This window comes from Flavobacterium sp. SM15, from assembly GCF_022012335.1.
Lineage (GTDB): Bacteria > Bacteroidota > Bacteroidia > Flavobacteriales > Flavobacteriaceae > Flavobacterium.
On the sequence record NZ_JAKLTO010000005.1, the window covers coordinates 45,557 to 62,857 of the forward strand.

A 17,301-nucleotide genomic window follows, 5' to 3' on the forward strand; every position below is an offset into this window, starting at 1 on the left:
TACATTTGGCTTCCATGAAAACAGAACAGGTAAAAATCATCGAATGTCCGCGCGATGCCATGCAAGGAATCAAAGACTTTATTCCAACAGAAAAAAAAGTTCAGTATATCCAATCATTGCTTCGTGTAGGTTTTGATACGATTGATTTCGGAAGTTTTGTTTCGGCGAAAGCCATCCCGCAAATGCAGGACACGGCCGAAGTTTTGGCAAAGTTGGATTTGTCGAAAACGCAAAGCAAATTGTTGGCGATTATTGCCAATACACAAGGTGCTGAAAATGCTTCCATCCATCCTGAAATTCAGTATTTAGGGTTTCCGTTTTCGATTTCTGAGAATTTTCAGATGCGAAATACTCATAAAACGATTGCAGAATCATTAGTAACGCTTGATGAAATTCTAAACATCGCCGATAAGTCCAATAAAGAAGTGGTTACTTATATTTCTATGGGTTTTGGAAATCCGTACGGAGATCCTTGGAATGTGGAAATTGTTGGAGAATGGACTGAAAAACTGGCAAACATGGGCGTAAAAATCCTTTCGCTTTCCGATACCGTGGGAAGTTCTACTCCGGAAGTTATTGATTATTTGTTTTCTAACCTTATTCCGAAGTACCCGAACGTTGAATTTGGAGCACACTTGCACACTACGCCGGATAAATGGTTTGAGAAGGTTGATGCTGCTTATAAAGCAGGTTGCAGACGTTTTGACGGCGCTATTCAAGGTTTTGGCGGATGTCCTATGGCCAAAGACGATTTGACCGGAAATATGCCTACCGAAAAGATGCTTTCCTATTTTACTACTGAGAAAGCAAATACCAATTTAAGCCCGATGAGTTTTGAGAGTGCTTATAATGAGGCGCTTAAAATTTTTACGGTTTACCATTAATTAACTTTAATTTGTGTTTTTGAAGATTTGTTACTCAAAATAAATTGAGTATATTTGCATGCAATTTAACTACAATTGCAACATGAACGCACACACAACTAAAATCGTTGGAGAAGGTTTAACCTACGACGATGTTCTACTGGTTCCAAATTATTCCGAAGTACTTCCGCGCGAAGTAAGCATCAAAACAAAATTCACAAAAAACATTACGCTAAACACTCCTGTTGTATCTGCTGCTATGGATACCGTTACGGAAAGCGCTATGGCTATTGCTATGGCTCAGGAAGGAGGTATTGGTGTTTTACATAAAAATATGACCATCGAACAGCAGGCTGCTGAAGTACGCAAAGTAAAGCGTGCCGAAAGCGGAATGATCATCGATCCGGTTACTTTACCATTGACTGCAACAGTTGGTGATGCAAAACAAGTAATGCGTGAATTCAGTATTGGAGGAATTCCAGTGGTGGATGGAAATCAGGTATTGAAAGGAATCGTGACCAACAGAGATTTGCGTTTCGAGAAAAACAATACCAGAGCGATTACCGAAGTCATGACTTCTGAAAATTTGGTAACAGCTCCGGAAGGAACAACTTTAGTTCAGGCAGAAGAAATTCTTCAAGGCAATAAAATTGAAAAATTACCGGTAGTAAACGCTGATTATAAGTTAATCGGGTTAATTACTTTCAGAGATATCACAAAACTTACTCAAAAACCAAACGCTAATAAAGACAAGTTCGGACGTTTACGCGTAGCCGCTGCTTTAGGAGTAACTGCCGATGCGGTAGATAGAGCTTCAGCTTTAGTGGCTGCTGGTGTTGATGCGGTTATTATCGACACAGCGCACGGACATACCAAAGGTGTGGTAACGGTTTTAAAAGAAGTAAAAGCAAAATTCCCAGAATTGGATGTAGTTGTTGGAAACATCGCTACTCCGGAAGCCGCTTTATATTTAGCAGAAAACGGTGCAGATGCTGTAAAAGTAGGAATCGGACCAGGTTCTATTTGTACAACCCGTGTGGTTGCAGGAGTTGGTTTTCCTCAGTTTTCAGCGGTATTAGAAGTTGCTGCAGCTTTACGTGGAACTGGTGTTCCGGTAATTGCAGACGGAGGAATTCGTTATACAGGAGATATTCCTAAAGCGATTGCAGCCGGTGCAGATTGTGTGATGCTAGGTTCGTTATTGGCTGGAACTAAAGAATCTCCGGGGGAAACGATTATTTTCGAAGGAAGAAAATTCAAATCGTACCGTGGAATGGGTTCCGTAGAAGCGATGAAAGAAGGTTCTAAAGACCGTTATTTCCAAGATGTAGAAGACGATGTTAAGAAACTGGTTCCGGAAGGAATTGTAGGACGTGTGCCTTATAAAGGAGAATTAAACGAAAGTATGTTGCAATTCATTGGGGGTCTTCGCGCAGGAATGGGCTATTGTGGTGCTAAAGATATCGAAACCCTTCAAACTACGGGTCGTTTCGTAAGAATCACCACAAGTGGAATTGGAGAAAGCCATCCACACAATGTTACCATTACAAAAGAAGCTCCGAATTATTCAAGATAATTTTAAACTAAAAATAGAAAAGGCAATAGTTAAACAACTGTTGCCTTTTTTTGTTTATATGATGTGTCTTGATGATTAACGGTGTTCCAAACTCGATAACAGTTTTTTATCGCCTACTACCCAAAGGATATCCCCTTCTTCCAAAATTAAATGCGATTCGGGATTGAGCATACGTCTTCCTTCGCGCTCGATGCCTACAACCAACCCGTTTGTTTTTTCACGAATTTGAGAGTCTCTAATACTTTTTCCGATGAACGCCTGATTCTTTAATGGAAGGTGTTGTAATACAATGTCTTTGTCCTCGGTGTCTTCCGGCGCTTCAATTTCATTTTGATCGAGGTATTTTTTGAATTTTTTTACTTGGGTATCGGTACCAATTACGCAAATCTCGTCGCTCGGAAACAAACGTTCGTTACGGCTCGGAACATTAATGATGATTTCCCCACGTTTGATAAAGGCGACGTTTATCCCCATTTTTTCCCTCATGCGCAATTCCTCAAGTGTTTTTCCTGCTAAATTGGATTCTTTGGCAATATCGAAAGTAGCCATATGCCCGTCCCAAGGGGTGAGGTCGCGACGGGTTCTTTTTTCTTTTGCTATTTCCCTGTCGTGCAGGTTGCTCATAAAATGCCTCTCAATACGTTGGTAACGTGCATGAAGCTGTTTTGGAAACAGAAAGTATGCTGTTAATGCCACAATAAGGGCAATAAAGGCAATTCCGGGAGAGAAAAAGTTGTTGAGGATGAATCCGATAAAAAATAAGCCTAGTGCCATACGCATGAAAATAAGTACCACGATCGGCCCTCTTGATTTTCGGTTGTCGAACAATTCGGTCACTTCTTTGATGGCAATTCGTCTAAGAGATAAGGCCCATAAGAATGGCGATACCACAATAAGTGTAGCTAAAGCTGCCAAAGCATGCCCGAACCTTGATCCTTCCACCAGTGGTAAAAGATATCGGGTGGAAAGTAAAATGATTCCTAAAATAATAATAGAATGTAACACAATCTGAAACAGGAAAGAGCGCAGTACAATTTGCCAGGTCGAGACGGTTTTGATTTCTTCGGCATTAGCACTGTAATTCGCAATGGATTTTACCCATTTTCTAGGTAGCTTTTTTTCCAGAATTAGCGCTAATGGAGTTCCTAATTTAACCATATACGGCGTGGTAAAGGTAGTCACTGCGGAAACCGCTACTATGGTCGGATAAAGAAAATCGCTGGTAACATTTAGCGACATTCCCAAGGTGGCAATAATAAAGGAGAATTCCCCAATTTGTGATAAACTCACTCCGGCCTGCACCGATTGTTTTAAAGGTTGGCCCGAAAGCAAGGAGCCAATTGTCGCGCTAATGGATTGTCCGAATATCGTAACCAGTGTAAGTATAATAACCGGAACCGTATATTCTACAAGTGTTTCCGGATTGATAAGCATTCCTACCGATACAAAGAAAACTGCACCGAATAAATCTTTAACCGGTTTTACAAGGTGTTCAATGTGTTCGGCCTGAGTAGTTTCTGCAATGATCGATCCCATGATAAAGGCGCCCAAAGCCGGAGAAAATCCAACGTTGGAAGCCAGTATCACCATTGTCAGACATAAAGCAAGGGAAAGAATGAGTAACATTTCGTCGGTTAGTAAATGCTTTGCTTTTTTAAGTAGAGTAGGAACAAAGAAGATACCACCCACAAACCAAATAGTAAGAAAGAATATAAGTTTTAAAACCGATTGTAAAAGCTCACTACCGGAAAATTGCTGGCTTACCGCAATGGTGGAAAGCAATACCATCATTAGAATGGCTAAAATATCCTGAACAATCAGTGCCCCGATTACGTTTCCGGCAAATTTCTGGGCTTTTACTCCCAGTTCATCAAAAGTTTTTAAGATTATTGTAGTGGAGGAAATGGAAAGCATTACTCCCAAGAAGATACTGTCTATGGATTTCCAGCCCATCAGTTTTCCAACCAGGAACCCGAGAGCCACCATGGTAATAATTTGAGTACCTGCGGTTATGGAAGCGGTGCCGCCTACTTTAACCAGTTTTTTGAAACTGAACTCTAGCCCCAAACTAAACAGCAGGAAAATAACACCGATTTCGGCCCAAACTTCCACACTGTGGGTATCTTTAACTGATGGAAAAAAATCGAAATGGTTACCGGCAAGAAACCCGGCAATCAAATACCCAAGAACAAGAGGTTGTTTTAATTTACGGAAAAGCAGCGCGGCGATTCCGGCCGTCATTAAAATTAATCCTAAATCGCTTATTAAGGGTTTAAGATGAGTGGTTGTTGTAGTGGCAACAGTTAAAAACATAGGCGTATAAGTTTTTGAATTGTGGGAAAATGAATATGGCGTAAAATAGTAAAAAATGACGTTTTATTCAAGTTTTTACGCTAAAAACGGGCTTTTTTAAGATGAATTTATGAAAATAGAGGTATTTTTGAATAAAAATTCATTTTAGGGTTAATGGTTTTTATGCCTTGAGGGACGTGTTTTTATACGTTCCGAAACCCATTTACCACGTTAAGTAATGTGTTTTGCCACGTTCTGAACTGCTTTTACCACGTTGGATAGTGTGTTTTACCACGTTCCGAACCCAATTTACCACGTCAAGTAACGTTTTTTACCACGTTCTGAACTGCTTTTACCACGTTGAATAGCGTGTTTTTATATGTTCGGAACCTCATTTACCACGTTAAGTAACGTGTTTTACTACGTTCGGAACCTCATTTACCACGTTGTATAACGTATTTTAATACGTTTGGAACCACTTTTATTAGGTTGTGTAACGTGCTTTACTGTGTTGGAAACCTCTTTTAATACGTTTGGTATTGGTATTATTGCTTGTGAATAAAATTGCAAAAAAAATCCGCAACTGGAGATAGTAGCGGATTAGAGTTTTTCTATTGTTAAGAATTAAATTCCCAAATAATTACTAGGTGTAATCTTCAGCAATTCCGCTTTAATATCCTCCGAAACATTTAAAGTTCTGATGAAATTGTGAATCGCTTCTTTATTGATAACCGTATTGGTTCGGGTTAAGTCTTTCAATGCTTCGTATGGGTTCGGATAGCCTTCGCGACGTAAAATCGTTTGGATCGCTTCGGCAACTACTGCCCAGTTTTTCTCTAAATCTTCCGCGAATTTGTATTCGTTTAAAAGCAATTTGTTCAATCCTTTTAAGGTGGCTTCAAAAGCAATCAAAGTATGTCCCATCGGAACACCAATATTTCTTAAAACGGTGCTGTCAGTCAAATCGCGTTGCAATCTGGAAACAGGTAATTTAGCCGAAAGGTGTTCGAAAATAGCGTTGGCAATTCCTAAGTTACCTTCTGAGTTTTCAAAATCGATTGGGTTTACTTTATGGGGCATCGCCGAAGAGCCGATTTCTCCCGCTTTGATTTTCTGTTTGAAATAATCCATCGAAACATACGTCCAGATGTCACGATCCAGGTCGATTAAAATCGTATTGATGCGTTTTAAAGCGTCGAAGAAGGCTGCAAAATGGTCATAATGCTCAATCTGTGTTGTTGGGAACGAATGGTGTAACCCTAAAATCTCTTCTACGAAATCATTACCGAATTTTCTCCAGTCGTTGTTCGGATAAGCAACAGCGTGTGCATTGTAATTTCCTGTCGCACCACCAAATTTAGCCGCAAACGGAACATTGAAAAGCAAACGCATCTGCTCTTCCAAACGTTCTACGAAAACCTGGATTTCTTTTCCTAAACGGGTAGGGGAAGCCGGTTGTCCGTGGGTGCGGGCTAACATCGGAACAGCTGCCCATTCAATGCTTAAATCCTTTAATTTTGAAACCACACTGATTAAAGAGGGCATATACACTTTTTCGAAAGCTTCTTTAGTAGAAAGAGGAATCGCGGTATTGTTGATGTCCTGAGACGTTAATCCGAAGTGGATGAACTCCTTGTAGTGTTGTAAACCTAACTTGTCGAAAGCCTCTTTGATGAAATATTCCACCGCTTTTACATCGTGGTTGGTCGTTTTTTCAGTTTCTTTGATCCAAAGTGCGTCTTCTGTGGAGAAGTTCTCATACATTTTGCGCAATTCCGGATATAGATTTTTGTCTACTCCTGAAAGTTGCGGTAAAGGCAATTCGCATAACGCAATGAAATATTCCACTTCCACCAAAACACGGTAGCGGATTAGTGCTTCTTCAGAAAAATATTGGGATAAGGAAACCGTTTTGTTTCTATAACGACCGTCGATGGGTGAAATAGCATTCAGTTCAGTTAGTTGCATGTTTGTATGTGTTGTTTTTGAAGCTGCAAAAATAGTTATAAGTTATGAGTTATAAATTATGAATTGTAATTTTTTTAGAATTGGTTTTCAATATCAGTATCAGTTATAGTCATAGTTTTCAGTTTGTTTTGTAATAAAGAATCAAAAGAAAAATCTCATTATTAACTCATAACTCATAACTCATAACTCATAACTCATAATTTTTTCCATCCCTTCACTCGCATTCATAGGAATCAAGGTTACTGGATTGACAATATCGTACATAGTAGCGGGTTTCGGATCGATATAATAAATCGGGATTTCATCGTTTGCATAATTGATTAAACCCGCTGCGGGATATACTTGTAACGAAGTGCCAATAACTATTAAAACATCGGCATCCTGTACAATTTCAATGGCTTGGTCTATGGCTGGAACCTCTTCTCCAAACCAAACGATATGCGGGCGCAGTTGGTTGCCTTCGTAATCTACATCGCTTAAAAGCAAATCTTTTTTCCAGTCGTAAATCAGGTCGTGGTATTTGGTGCTTCTTACTTTTAGCAATTCGCCATGAAGATGCAAAACGTTGGTACTTCCGGCGCGCTCGTGCAAATCGTCTACATTTTGAGTAATCACAAATACCTCGTGTTCCTTTTCCAGTTCGGCTACAAGGAAATGTCCTTTATTGGGCTGGACTTCAAAAAGTTGAGCACGGCGTTTGTTGTAGAAATCCAAAACCAGTTCAGGGTTTTTGGCCCAACCGATTGGCGAAGCCACTTCCATGATATCATGTCCTTCCCAAAGCCCGTCGGCATCGCGAAAGGTTTTAATACCGCTTTCGGCGCTCATTCCCGCTCCTGAAAGTATGACGATTTTCTTTTTCATGCGTGAATTAAACTTTTCCGAATGTAAAGAGTCGGTCCATCGTTGGGTTTTCGCTTCCTCCGGCAGGTTCGAGGGTGATTCCGAAGGCTTCCGCATCGCTGGTGTTGTCAACTTTATACATTTTAGAGGAGGTTGCAGCTGTTTTATCCAATAGACCGATGCTGGTAGGAGTAAGCGGGTTCATTTTTACCGACCAAACCTGATAGACCATTCCCTGTGGAGCATCGGGTAAATCTTTGGCATCGATATAAACTACCCGAGTGGCTTTGTTCCAATATACTTTTGCAGAAGCGCTCGGCATAGCAGCCATTCCGTCGAGGGTTACAATCCTATTGTTTTTGTCTCTAAGGATGTCCATCATGTTTACGGTAGTTTTGTTTTTTTGTTCCAAAGTGGTTATCGTTTGCTGCATTTTGTTGAAATCGGCTTTGTTTTTTTTGATTTCTTCATTGATGGTGTCGTTCATGCTTTTGTTCATCTGAAGGTACATCATTCCGGCACCTAAAAGAATTACCAAAGAGGCAGCCCATCCCAAATATTGTGACCAATTCGTTTTGGATTTCATTTGGATAACTTTAGGATCGCCGCCTAATAATTCCTCACGTATTTTATCATACGTTTCCGAAGAGATATTTGGGGAAACACTATACGAAAGATTGATCACCGCTTTTTCAATTGCGGCAATTTCAGTTCGTATCGCCGGATTGTCAGCTGCCATTTGTTGCACATCCTGCATTTCTGTCTCCGAAAGTTTTCCGAAAACATAAAGCTCCAAAATACCACTTTCTATATATTCTCTACTGTTCATTACACTTTCAAAAGGTTTCTTAATTCGTTTATGCAGTTTCTGTTTTGCGTTTTTACGGTTCCCAAAGGAATTTCAAGCTCATCAGAAACTTCCTGTTGGGTGTAACCTTTAAAAAACAACAAATCAATTAACTGGATACATTTTGGTTTTAATTTTTTGACAAATTCCTGAATACCAATGGTGTCTATTTTATTATTGATTTTCGAAGGATCATCAAGGATATGTACGAAATTATCCGCCGATAAGTTTTTCTGGTTGTTGTTAAAGTTTTTGGAACGCAACTTGTCAATGGCAGCATTACGGGCAATATTCAGAATCCAGGTAAAAAAACGGCCTTTGTTTTCGTTGTAACTGTCTATGTTTTTCCAGATTTTAATAAAAACTTCCTGTAGTACGTCTTCGGCTTCCTCTTTGTCTTTAATTAAGTTGAAAATCACACCGAAAAGACTTCGAGCATACATATCATACAAAAGCGTGAAGGCTTTGTTGTCTTTTTTATAAATTTGCTCCAGTAATTCTTCTTGAGTCATAAGTAGGAATTAATCCCTTAAAAATAAGAAACAAATTTCATAAATCCGCTTTTTTGATGGAAAACCTTTTCGCTGATGCCAATTATTTAAAGTATTTGGAAGAATTTATAACCGAAAACCGCAAAGAAGGTTTTTTAAAAGTACTCCAGAACCGAACCAGACATTTTACTGTTGCCTGCGAAGATGTTTATCAATTGCATAACACCAGTGCGGTGATGCGCAGTTGTGAAGTGTTTGGAATTCAGGAACTGAACGTAATTGAAGAACGTTACGGAAAAAAAATTGACAAGGAAATTGCTTTAGGCGCTGAAAAATGGGTGGATATTAATCGTTTTTCAAGTAATCAGGATTGTATCGATGCTTTAAAATTAAGAGGATATCAGATTATTGCAACAACCCCGCACGAAAACGATTGTATGTTGGAGGATTTCGACATAACAAAGCCTTCCGCGATTTTCTTCGGAACCGAAAAATTAGGTCTTTCAGAAGAAGTAATGCAGCAAGCCGATGGTTTTCTGAAAATACCCATGGTGGGTTTTACTGAGAGTCTGAATATTTCAGTATCAGCAGCGATTATAATTCAGGCACTTACCAACCGATTAAGACACTCTGACATCGATTGGAAATTATCCGAATTGGAATTGATTGAAAAGCGCATCGACTGGACCCGAAAATCAATCAAAGACATCGACTTTATTACCAAAAAATATTTAGATCAAGTTTAATATCCTGAAAGTTCAGATCAATAAAAAAGCCCAATTAAGGGCTTTTTTTATTGATAGGTATAAGTGTAAGTGTCTGAAATAGTTCCGTTTCGTTTTTTTGTCTTTGTCAGTGGGAAACCCGAACTATTTAAAGTATAAGTAAATTCTTGCGTTTCGCCTGAAGTACTTATTTCAGAGATTAATTCGGTTGTCAATTCATCACAACCATCGTCTAAACTGTTGTTAAACAATACGGAGTTTGGAAGGTAAGATCCGAAAACATTTTGTAAAGGAAACGGCTGACTTCCTGTTGAATTGTAACTGTAAGTATAAGTTGTAGAATAACTTGTTTTTGATAAAGGCTTTAAATTATTGTATTGAACACTTGTTACAACCGTTCCGTTTACAAGTTCCTTGTCTATTATTCCATTGCTGTTTAGTTCAAAGATTTTGGTTTGATCGCTTCCAGCTGGATCATAAGAACTGGTTATGGTGTTGTCTGGGTTATAAGTAAACCTTAAAATTTCAGGGTTACCTGGGCTCGCGGTGTAGATTTTTATAATGCTGCTAATTCGGTTCTGACTGTCATAGGAAATGGTGGACTCCTGTATTAGGTTTCCCGGTGCGCTGTAATCCTTTATTTTGTTTAGTACCCCATTTGCGTTATATTGAAAATCTGTGTAACCACTCAAATTATTGTTTTCATCGTAAAACGACATTTTAGTTGGCTTCTGATTGGCGTATTCATGCACAATGGTTTCTTCAAGATCTCCGTTATCATAATAGCTTTTTTGTTCCATTTTTACCAGTTGCGAAGAAGAAGAATTACTACTTTCAGAATCTGAACTGCAAGAAAACAAGGAAAGGCTTAAAAAAAGCAAACAGATTTTTTTCATAAAATTGATTGAGGATTGTTGTCGATTTAGTTTTAACAAAGATTATTTGGTTTTCTTAAGTAATTTATAATCTTCATAACAGCCTTTAATGGCATCCATAATCTGAAGATCGTTTGCGGTTTCGATAAACGCATCCGAATAATTACATCCTTTTAAAATATCTTTGATTTCTTTTTTGTCGATTCCCAAAATGGCAGAAACGGTTTCACGGTCGTATTTTGAGGCCAGTACATTACGAATGGTTTCGTCTTTTTTAAACTCGCGCAGCTTTTTCATCTCCTTTGGTTTTTTTCCGAAAACATTGTAGAGCGCATCGGCCGGATTGGAAAGTGAACCCAATACTTTACTAACCTGTGAGGAAGAACTTCCGCCGGATTCGTAGCCGTAAGGTAAACCGGAAATACTGTAACGTTGTGCTTCGTTTAAAGCTAGTAGTTTGGTGTCTACTTCGATATAACCGGTAAGTAAATATCTTGGAATGAACACTTCTTCAAGTGCATAAGCTTTTTCAGTAAGTTTTACTTTAAAACCGGTTTTGTTTTTTATCCAGTCGGCAGAAACCCTAATTTTAATCGATTGAAACCCGATGAATGAAAAGTGAAGTGTATCGTTTACTTTGGCATCAATTTCAAACTCTCCTTTACCATTGGAGGTGGTTCCTTTTACGGTATTAAGGTTGATGATGTTCACGTCTTTTTTAGGAAGCAGGTTTGCTTCGTTTACAACGATACCCGATATTCTTGTGTAACCTTCTTCTTGAGCAGAAGCAGTAATGGAAAGTAAGGCAAATAAAAAAACTACAAAATATTTCATACTTGTTTTTAGAATGGTCTAAAAGTACTAGATATTTTGTAGTTTCTATAAGAATTTAAAGAAAATTAACAAAAGAATTAGCTTCTTCTTGGTCTTCTTTCTCTAGGTGCGTTTGAATCGGAACGACGAGGCGCTGAGCTGCTGCGTCTTTCGTTTCTAGGAGCTCTGTCATCCGAACCACTTCTTCTGTCCGAACGTTTTTCGCCTCCAAAACGGCTTTCGCCTCTTGAACCTCTATCTCCACGTGGTGCTCTGTCACGGTCTCCGCCTCTTGAGTCTCTGTCTCTTCCTCCACCGAAGCCTCTTCTTTCACCGCGACCATTGTGGTCACGACGACTTGAGTTGCTTCCACCGTCGTTTTTAGAAATTTCTACGTTGATGCGTCTTCCGTTTAAGTCGTATCCGTTTAATACTTCCATTACTTTAGCGGTGTGTTCTCCGTCGGTGTTGAAGAAAGAGAATCCTTCTTTAACATCTACTTTGAATACATCGTCACGACCTAAATCTAACGTTTCTTTCAAGAAATCTTTCAGCTGCATCCAATCGAAATCATCTCTTGCGCCAATGTTGATGAAATAACGAACCGGGTCTCCGGCTCTAATTTCTCTTGGTTCTGAACTTCTTTCTCTGTCGCCGCCTTGGCTTGATAAGTCGCGTTTAGATTTGTAGTACGATAAGAAACGGTTGAATTCAACAGATACCATTCTTTTTACCAATTCTTCTTTGGTTAAGTCTTGGAAAACTTCATAGATAGCCGGTAAATAGTTGTCAATTTCATGATCAACTTCCGTATCGTGAATTTTATTGGCCAAGTGTAATAGCTGGATTTCACAGATTTCAATTCCGCTTGGGATTGTTTTTTCTTCAAACTTCTGTTTGATGATTTTTTCAATCGAATGAATCTTACGGATTTCGCTTTTCGTTACAATAACAATTGAAGTTCCTAATTTACCTGCACGACCGGTACGGCCAGAACGGTGGTTATAGGTTTCAATTTCGTCCGGTAACTGATAGTTTACTACGTGTGTTACGTTGTCTACGTCAATTCCACGAGCCGCAACGTCTGTAGCAACCAACATCTGAATTTGACGACCACGGAACGCTTTCATTACCCCATCACGTTGCGCTTGCGATAAGTCTCCGTGTAAAGCTGCAGCGTTGTATCCGTCTTCGATTAATTTCTCTGCAATAGATTGTGTATCACGTTTGGTACGGCAGAAAACTACAGAGAAAATATCAGGGTTAGCATCAGCCAAACGTTTTAAAGCTTCGTAACGGTCACGGGCATTTACCATGTAAAATTCGTGTGATACCGTTGAAGAACCGGAGTTTTTAGCACCAACGGTAATCTCTTGAGGATTGTGCATGAATTGTTTTGCAATTCGAGCTACTTCCTGTGGCATGGTTGCCGAGAATAACCAAGTGTTTTTTTCGTCCGGAGTGTCTGATAATATCGAACAGATATCATCATAAAATCCCATGTTTAACATTTCGTCTGCTTCATCAAGCACACAAAAGTTAATGTTTTTAATGTTTACAAGCCCACGATTAATCATGTCTTGCATACGTCCTGGAGTAGCCACAATAATCTGTGCACCTCTTTTTACTTCACGCGCCTGCTCGGTAATGCTTGCACCACCATAAACCGCAACGGTGTGTAAGCCCTTAATGTATTTTGAATATTGTTTAATCTCGTTTGTGATCTGTAAACAAAGTTCACGTGTTGGCGATAAAATTAAGCCTTGAGTGCTTCTGTCATCGGCGTCGATTTTCTGGATTAACGGAAAGCCGAATGCGGCTGTTTTACCTGTTCCAGTTTGTGCCAATGCTACAATGTCTGTGTTTTGCTCCAATAGTATTGGAATCGCTTTTTCCTGTACTTCTGACGGATTCTCAAATCCTAGATCTTTAACCGCCAGCAGTAGCGATTCATTCAATCCTAATTGTTCAAATTTATTCATTATGTATTTTTAAATTGGGTGCAAAAGTACTGTTAATTATCGAGACTAACTAATGAAAAAACTTTATTTGTGAATTTATTAGTATTTGATAATCAGTAAATTAGAAAAAAACGAAGAATAAAAGTTTGAGGATTTGAGGGTTTTTACGTCGTTTTGCTGAGGATTTGTTAATGAAATTATGCGTTTTGAAGGAAGGAAATTAGCTGTTTTACGGCTTTTCCGCGGTGGCTGATGGATGATTTTTCTTCCATGGAAAGTTCTGCGAAAGTGGTAGTGTAGTTATCTGCAACAAAAATGGGGTCGTAGCCAAAACCATTGGTTCCGCGTTTTTCGTTAATAATATTTCCGTTGATGATTCCGGTAAATAAATGCTGTTCACTATTCATATTCAGAGCGATAACGGTTTTGAAATTTGCTTTTCTATTGGATTCGTTTAGAAGTTTTTCCAACACTTTGTTCATGTTGTCTTCATCATTGCGCTGCAAACCGGCATAACGTGCAGAGTAAACCCCCGGCTCTCCGTTTAAGGCGTCAATTTCTAAGCCGCTGTCATCGGCAAAACAAGCATAACCATAATGTTCGGTAACGTAATTGGCTTTTAGGATCGCATTTCCTTCAATGGTATCAGCAGTTTCTGGAATATCAACATCACAGCCAATATCTTCTAAGCTAAGAATTTGAATATCAGTAGGAACCAATTGTTGGATTTCTTTGATTTTGTTTTTGTTGTTGGAGGCGAAAACGAGTTGAAGCATGTGCTCTTTTATTTGATTTGTTGCAAAATTATAATTTTTAGTTTTAAGTTCTAAATTTATAATTTTAAGTTTTTTTTCTTACTTAAAATCAGGAATTTACGATGGTAATGTATCAAACTTAGTGATACGCCAATTATAAACACCTAACAATTTAATAATCAGTAATTATCAAAAGGTTAAAGCAAAAATATGGGCAAATACAAAGCCCATCTTTTTTATTTGTTATTGTCTTAAATCGAAGCTAATGAAGCTGAGCGAACCTTTGTGTATCAGAATTAGTGATAAAATTAAATGTATTAAATGTTCTAGTTTTTCAGTCATTAAAAACGGTAAAACTAAAAACCAAAAGCAACAATATTATTGTAAAAACTGTGGTAAGCGGTTTATAGAATTTTACAGTTATAAAGCGTATACTCAAGAAATCAATAGCCAGATTACCACTTTTATTAAGGAAGGACTTGGTATCAGGAGCTGTGCTAAAATATTAAAAATTTCCACAACTACATTATTTAAAAGAATACTATTGATTGCTTCATCAATTAAGGCTCCACCAATCTTAAAAGGTTGCAAATATGAAGTAGACGAGTTGTGTACTTACTTTAGGAAATAAAGCAAACAAGATTTGGATAGTCTATGCTTTAGAAAGGAAATCAAAAAAAGTAGTAAGTTTTAATATTGGAAAACGAACTAATAAAACAATAAGTAAAGTTATAGATGTTTTAAAGCTTTCTAGTGCTAAAAAAATCTTTACAGACAGGTTACAAAATTATCGAAGTTTGATTGAAAGCAAGATACATTCGGTTAAACGTTATGGTACTAACTATATTGAACGTAAGAACTTAACTTTAAGAACTCATTTAAAGCGTTTAAACAGAAAAACAATTTGTTTTGACAGAAGTCTTAGTGTTACTGCTGCTGTGCTTAAAATTTATTTTTTGGGGTAGTCTGAAGTCTTTTTTTTTAATCATTTTGCATTATTTTAAAAGTTCTTTGTGTTTTGTGGTTAATTAAAGTTTAGATATTCAATTTTTTTACATTAATGTTTTTATTATTATAGATATGATTAATTTTTTAACATTTTAAGTTTCTTATAATTGTATTTTCTTAAATAGGATTAATCTATTTTTTTTATGCATTGCATCATTTTTTTTGTAGCCTTTTGATTTTTATAGGATTATAAAGTGATTTGATTTTATTTTTTTGTGATAATTTTTAAAAAAAAATAAAAATTAGTAAGTTTTTTTTTGTAAAAAAGAGTTAATATTGCACTTGTTTTTTACATAGAATATTAATTTTTCCCTTAAAATACATATGGAAAAAAAAGCTAAACTATTATTTTTAGTGCTGTTTTTACAGCATGTTTTGTATTCTCAGTCACCTGGAAATGTTAAAGGATGTGGAGTGTGGATTAAAAATATATCTACAATTGAAGATGTTGTTTCTGGAAGAGAGAAAAATAATAAAAAGAAAAGTCATGTTTTATTGAATGATTTGAATTTCAACAGCGCTATTGATTTTTCAAAAGAAAATCAAATCATTTTAGAAAAAGGGATCCTTAAAAATAGATTTACCATATTCATGGTTTATAAATCAAATGATCAAAAAGAAAAATCTATTTTGTCAGCAAAAGCAGGTAATGATAATTTGAGTATAACCACAAAAAAAATTTCTAACTCAGGAAAGATAGATTATCAAAAAAGTATCCCAGATAATGGAGTTATCCTAAGTTATTATTCTAGTGCAAATGTCTCCAACTCAAATTTAAAATTTATGTATTTAGGAGTTGAAAAAGATTCAATTTCTAAAGATGTAAAAACTTCAATTTTAGAGTTTATATATTATCCCAGAGTGTTAAATTTTATTGAAAGGCAAAAAATAGAAACTTATTTATCTATTAAGTACGGAGTTTCTTTAGACGGTGAAAAAGATTATTTAAACCATAAAGGAGAAAAGATATGGGATTTTAAAGCCAATAAAGAGTTCAATAACAGAGTAACAGGAATTGGAAGAAATGATTTAGCAGGCTTGAATCATAAGCAATCAGGTAATTCTAAGAAAGATGGTATTTATATCAGTTTTGGAGAAAAGATTGATACTCTAAATGTTTTAAACCAAACATTTGTAGGTAATTATACTTATTTAATGTGGGGGGATAATGGTAAGAGTATTAAATTTCAAAATAATAAAGACACTTCTGAACCGGTTTCAAAAATGGAGAGGTTATGGAAAATTCAAAAGATATCTCAAAAAGATAGTTTAAAAACGACATTACTTTTAAATACAGAAGAATTTAAAAACCAATTGCAAGACAAGTATTCAAAAGTTACTAACAATGAGAAAAATAAAGTTAAAGAACGATTTTGGCTTGTAATTGACCGTGATTTTGAAAATGAATTTGATTATTTAAATTCCGAATACATTAAAGGAGATAGTATCTCTGGAAAAGAGTTACTTTTTAAAAATATAATCTGGAGCAACCTTCAAGATAAAAATGTTGCGTTCACCTTTGTTAAAGCACCTGAACTATTTTTTAATTATGAAACTGAAGCCAAAGATTGTAATTCATTGGCTAATGGTAAGATTAATTTGAATATCCATGGAGGTGTTGCCCCGTATAAAGTTAGCCTTGAGAAAGAAGGTAAAACTCTTTTTTCATCTTATTATAATAATAGTGAAATAACAATTGATAATGTTTTAAGTAGTATAAATTACAATATTATTGTTAGAGATAAGAATGGACAGATTTATTTAAAACCTTTAATCATAAATTCATTCGATGCTATTACTTGTGAACTTGCTTCGCAATGGTATTTGAATCAGGAAAACCAAGTTTTGATCAAACCAATTTTAAATAGTTCAGATCAAACCAGATTTGAATGGATAAAAGAGAATAAAATACTTTCAAAAGAAAATCAATTCACAGCTGTTGAAGTTGGTGATTATGTTTTAAAAGTATTTAACAATAGAGGTTGTGAAAAGGAAATCAAATTTAATGTTGGTGACTCATCTGAAAAAGACAATTGGGTGCTCTATCCAAATCCTGTAAATAAAGAAGGAGAATTTACTATCGCTTTTAATCTGAAAAATGAAACTCCGATTTCGATTACTTTTTTCGATATGAATGGTAAAAAAATTAAAACCACAAGTCTTGGAAAGGTTACAGAATATTTATATAAGGATTCAATCAATATTAGTGGTACTTATATGATTCTATTATCAATAGGAGAAAAAACGGAGTCGGTAAAATTAATTGTAGAATAATTTAATAAGA

At 36.6% G+C, this 17,301-nt stretch carries 15 protein-coding genes; 6 read left to right on the plus strand and 9 right to left on the minus strand.

Annotated elements, in window-relative coordinates; genetic code table 11:
- Window positions 1-14 precede the first annotated feature (14 nt).
- Both LZZ90_RS09685 and guaB read left to right on the plus strand, forming a co-directional pair.
- Complete coding sequence (locus LZZ90_RS09685; RefSeq protein WP_237790494.1) at window positions 15-884, plus strand: hydroxymethylglutaryl-CoA lyase; 870 nt, start codon at window positions 15-17, stop codon at window positions 882-884.
- A gap of 82 nt (window positions 885-966) precedes the next feature.
- Window positions 967-2,439 (plus strand): IMP dehydrogenase, encoded by a 1,473-nt coding sequence (gene guaB / locus LZZ90_RS09690; RefSeq protein WP_237790495.1) that lies wholly within the window; start codon window positions 967-969, stop codon window positions 2,437-2,439.
- A gap of 75 nt (window positions 2,440-2,514) precedes the next feature.
- Here the strand turns inward: guaB and LZZ90_RS09695 are convergent, their stop codons facing one another.
- The 5 genes from LZZ90_RS09695 to LZZ90_RS09715 form a co-directional block, all read right to left on the minus strand.
- On the minus strand, window positions 2,515-4,752 hold the full coding sequence (locus LZZ90_RS09695) for a cation:proton antiporter (protein ID WP_237790496.1): 2,238 nt from the start codon (window positions 4,750-4,752) through the stop codon (window positions 2,515-2,517).
- 603 nt (window positions 4,753-5,355) lie between these two features.
- Window positions 5,356-6,699, minus strand: coding sequence for an adenylosuccinate lyase (gene purB, locus LZZ90_RS09700; RefSeq protein WP_237790497.1), 1,344 nt, complete (start codon window positions 6,697-6,699; stop codon window positions 5,356-5,358).
- Window positions 6,700-6,879: 180 nt separating this feature from the next.
- The gene (locus LZZ90_RS09705; protein WP_237790498.1) at window positions 6,880-7,563 is read right to left on the minus strand and encodes an NAD-dependent deacylase; all 684 of its coding nucleotides are present in this window, start codon (window positions 7,561-7,563) and stop codon (window positions 6,880-6,882) included.
- Window positions 7,564-7,570: 7 nt separating this feature from the next.
- Complete coding sequence (locus LZZ90_RS09710; RefSeq protein ID WP_237790499.1) at window positions 7,571-8,371, minus strand: anti-sigma factor domain-containing protein; 801 nt, start codon at window positions 8,369-8,371, stop codon at window positions 7,571-7,573.
- Window positions 8,371-8,901, minus strand: a complete 531-nt coding sequence (locus LZZ90_RS09715; protein ID WP_237790500.1) for an RNA polymerase sigma factor — start codon at window positions 8,899-8,901, stop codon at window positions 8,371-8,373. Before LZZ90_RS09715 ends, LZZ90_RS09710 begins: the two co-directional genes overlap by 1 nt.
- A gap of 56 nt (window positions 8,902-8,957) precedes the next feature.
- On the opposite strand from LZZ90_RS09715, the gene LZZ90_RS09720 reads away from it, so the two are divergent.
- A complete protein-coding gene (locus tag LZZ90_RS09720) occupies window positions 8,958-9,626 on the plus strand; it encodes an RNA methyltransferase (protein WP_237790501.1) in 669 nt (222 codons plus the stop codon).
- A 47-nt stretch (window positions 9,627-9,673) separates the two neighbouring features.
- On the opposite strand, the gene LZZ90_RS09725 is transcribed toward LZZ90_RS09720, so the two are convergent.
- The 4 genes from LZZ90_RS09725 to LZZ90_RS09740 form a co-directional block, all read right to left on the minus strand.
- Window positions 9,674-10,501 carry a hypothetical protein gene (locus tag LZZ90_RS09725; protein ID WP_237790502.1) on the minus strand — a complete coding sequence of 276 codons (828 nt, stop codon included), beginning with the start codon at window positions 10,499-10,501 and terminating at the stop codon, window positions 9,674-9,676.
- 42 nt (window positions 10,502-10,543) lie between these two features.
- The gene (locus LZZ90_RS09730; protein ID WP_237790503.1) at window positions 10,544-11,314 is read right to left on the minus strand and encodes a carboxypeptidase-like regulatory domain-containing protein; all 771 of its coding nucleotides are present in this window, start codon (window positions 11,312-11,314) and stop codon (window positions 10,544-10,546) included.
- A 77-nt stretch (window positions 11,315-11,391) separates the two neighbouring features.
- Complete coding sequence (locus LZZ90_RS09735) at window positions 11,392-13,275, minus strand: DEAD/DEAH box helicase (RefSeq protein WP_237790504.1); 1,884 nt, start codon at window positions 13,273-13,275, stop codon at window positions 11,392-11,394.
- A gap of 176 nt (window positions 13,276-13,451) precedes the next feature.
- On the minus strand, window positions 13,452-14,030 hold the full coding sequence (locus tag LZZ90_RS09740) for a non-canonical purine NTP diphosphatase (protein WP_237790505.1): 579 nt from the start codon (window positions 14,028-14,030) through the stop codon (window positions 13,452-13,454).
- 244 nt (window positions 14,031-14,274) lie between these two features.
- Here LZZ90_RS09740 and LZZ90_RS14090 point away from each other — a divergent pair, with 244 nt between their 5' ends.
- The 3 genes from LZZ90_RS14090 (at window position 14,275) to LZZ90_RS09750 (ending at window position 17,291) form a co-directional block, all read left to right on the plus strand.
- Window positions 14,275-14,640, plus strand: a complete 366-nt coding sequence (locus LZZ90_RS14090; RefSeq protein WP_370640666.1) for a hypothetical protein — start codon at window positions 14,275-14,277, stop codon at window positions 14,638-14,640.
- 16 nt (window positions 14,641-14,656) lie between these two features.
- The gene (locus LZZ90_RS14095; RefSeq protein ID WP_370640675.1) at window positions 14,657-14,974 is read left to right on the plus strand and encodes an IS1 family transposase; all 318 of its coding nucleotides are present in this window, start codon (window positions 14,657-14,659) and stop codon (window positions 14,972-14,974) included.
- Window positions 14,975-15,341: 367 nt separating this feature from the next.
- Complete coding sequence (locus tag LZZ90_RS09750) at window positions 15,342-17,291, plus strand: T9SS type A sorting domain-containing protein (protein WP_237790506.1); 1,950 nt, start codon at window positions 15,342-15,344, stop codon at window positions 17,289-17,291.
- Window positions 17,292-17,301: the final 10 nt, after the last annotated feature.

Bases quoted from the DNA above. Each gene is read 5' to 3' on its own strand.
- LZZ90_RS09750 (WP_237790506.1), top strand. From the start codon at position 15,342: ATGGAAAAAAAAGCTAAACTATTATTTTTAGTGCTGTTTTTACAGCAT.
- LZZ90_RS09720 (WP_237790501.1), top strand. From the start codon at position 8,958: ATGGAAAACCTTTTCGCTGATGCCAATTATTTAAAGTATTTGGAAGAA.
- LZZ90_RS09730 (WP_237790503.1), bottom strand. From the start codon at position 11,314: ATGAAATATTTTGTAGTTTTTTTATTTGCCTTACTTTCCATTACTGCT.
- LZZ90_RS09735 (WP_237790504.1), bottom strand. From the start codon at position 13,275: ATGAATAAATTTGAACAATTAGGATTGAATGAATCGCTACTGCTGGCG.
- guaB (WP_237790495.1), top strand. From the start codon at position 967: ATGAACGCACACACAACTAAAATCGTTGGAGAAGGTTTAACCTACGAC.
- LZZ90_RS09715 (WP_237790500.1), bottom strand. From the start codon at position 8,901: ATGACTCAAGAAGAATTACTGGAGCAAATTTATAAAAAAGACAACAAA.
- LZZ90_RS09710 (WP_237790499.1), bottom strand. From the start codon at position 8,371: ATGAACAGTAGAGAATATATAGAAAGTGGTATTTTGGAGCTTTATGTT.
- LZZ90_RS09740 (WP_237790505.1), bottom strand. From the start codon at position 14,030: ATGCTTCAACTCGTTTTCGCCTCCAACAACAAAAACAAAATCAAAGAA.
- purB (WP_237790497.1), bottom strand. From the start codon at position 6,699: ATGCAACTAACTGAACTGAATGCTATTTCACCCATCGACGGTCGTTAT.
- LZZ90_RS09695 (WP_237790496.1), bottom strand. From the start codon at position 4,752: ATGTTTTTAACTGTTGCCACTACAACAACCACTCATCTTAAACCCTTA.
- LZZ90_RS14090 (WP_370640666.1), top strand. From the start codon at position 14,275: ATGAAGCTGAGCGAACCTTTGTGTATCAGAATTAGTGATAAAATTAAA.
- LZZ90_RS09725 (WP_237790502.1), bottom strand. From the start codon at position 10,501: ATGAAAAAAATCTGTTTGCTTTTTTTAAGCCTTTCCTTGTTTTCTTGC.
- LZZ90_RS09685 (WP_237790494.1), top strand. From the start codon at position 15: ATGAAAACAGAACAGGTAAAAATCATCGAATGTCCGCGCGATGCCATG.
- LZZ90_RS09705 (WP_237790498.1), bottom strand. From the start codon at position 7,563: ATGAAAAAGAAAATCGTCATACTTTCAGGAGCGGGAATGAGCGCCGAA.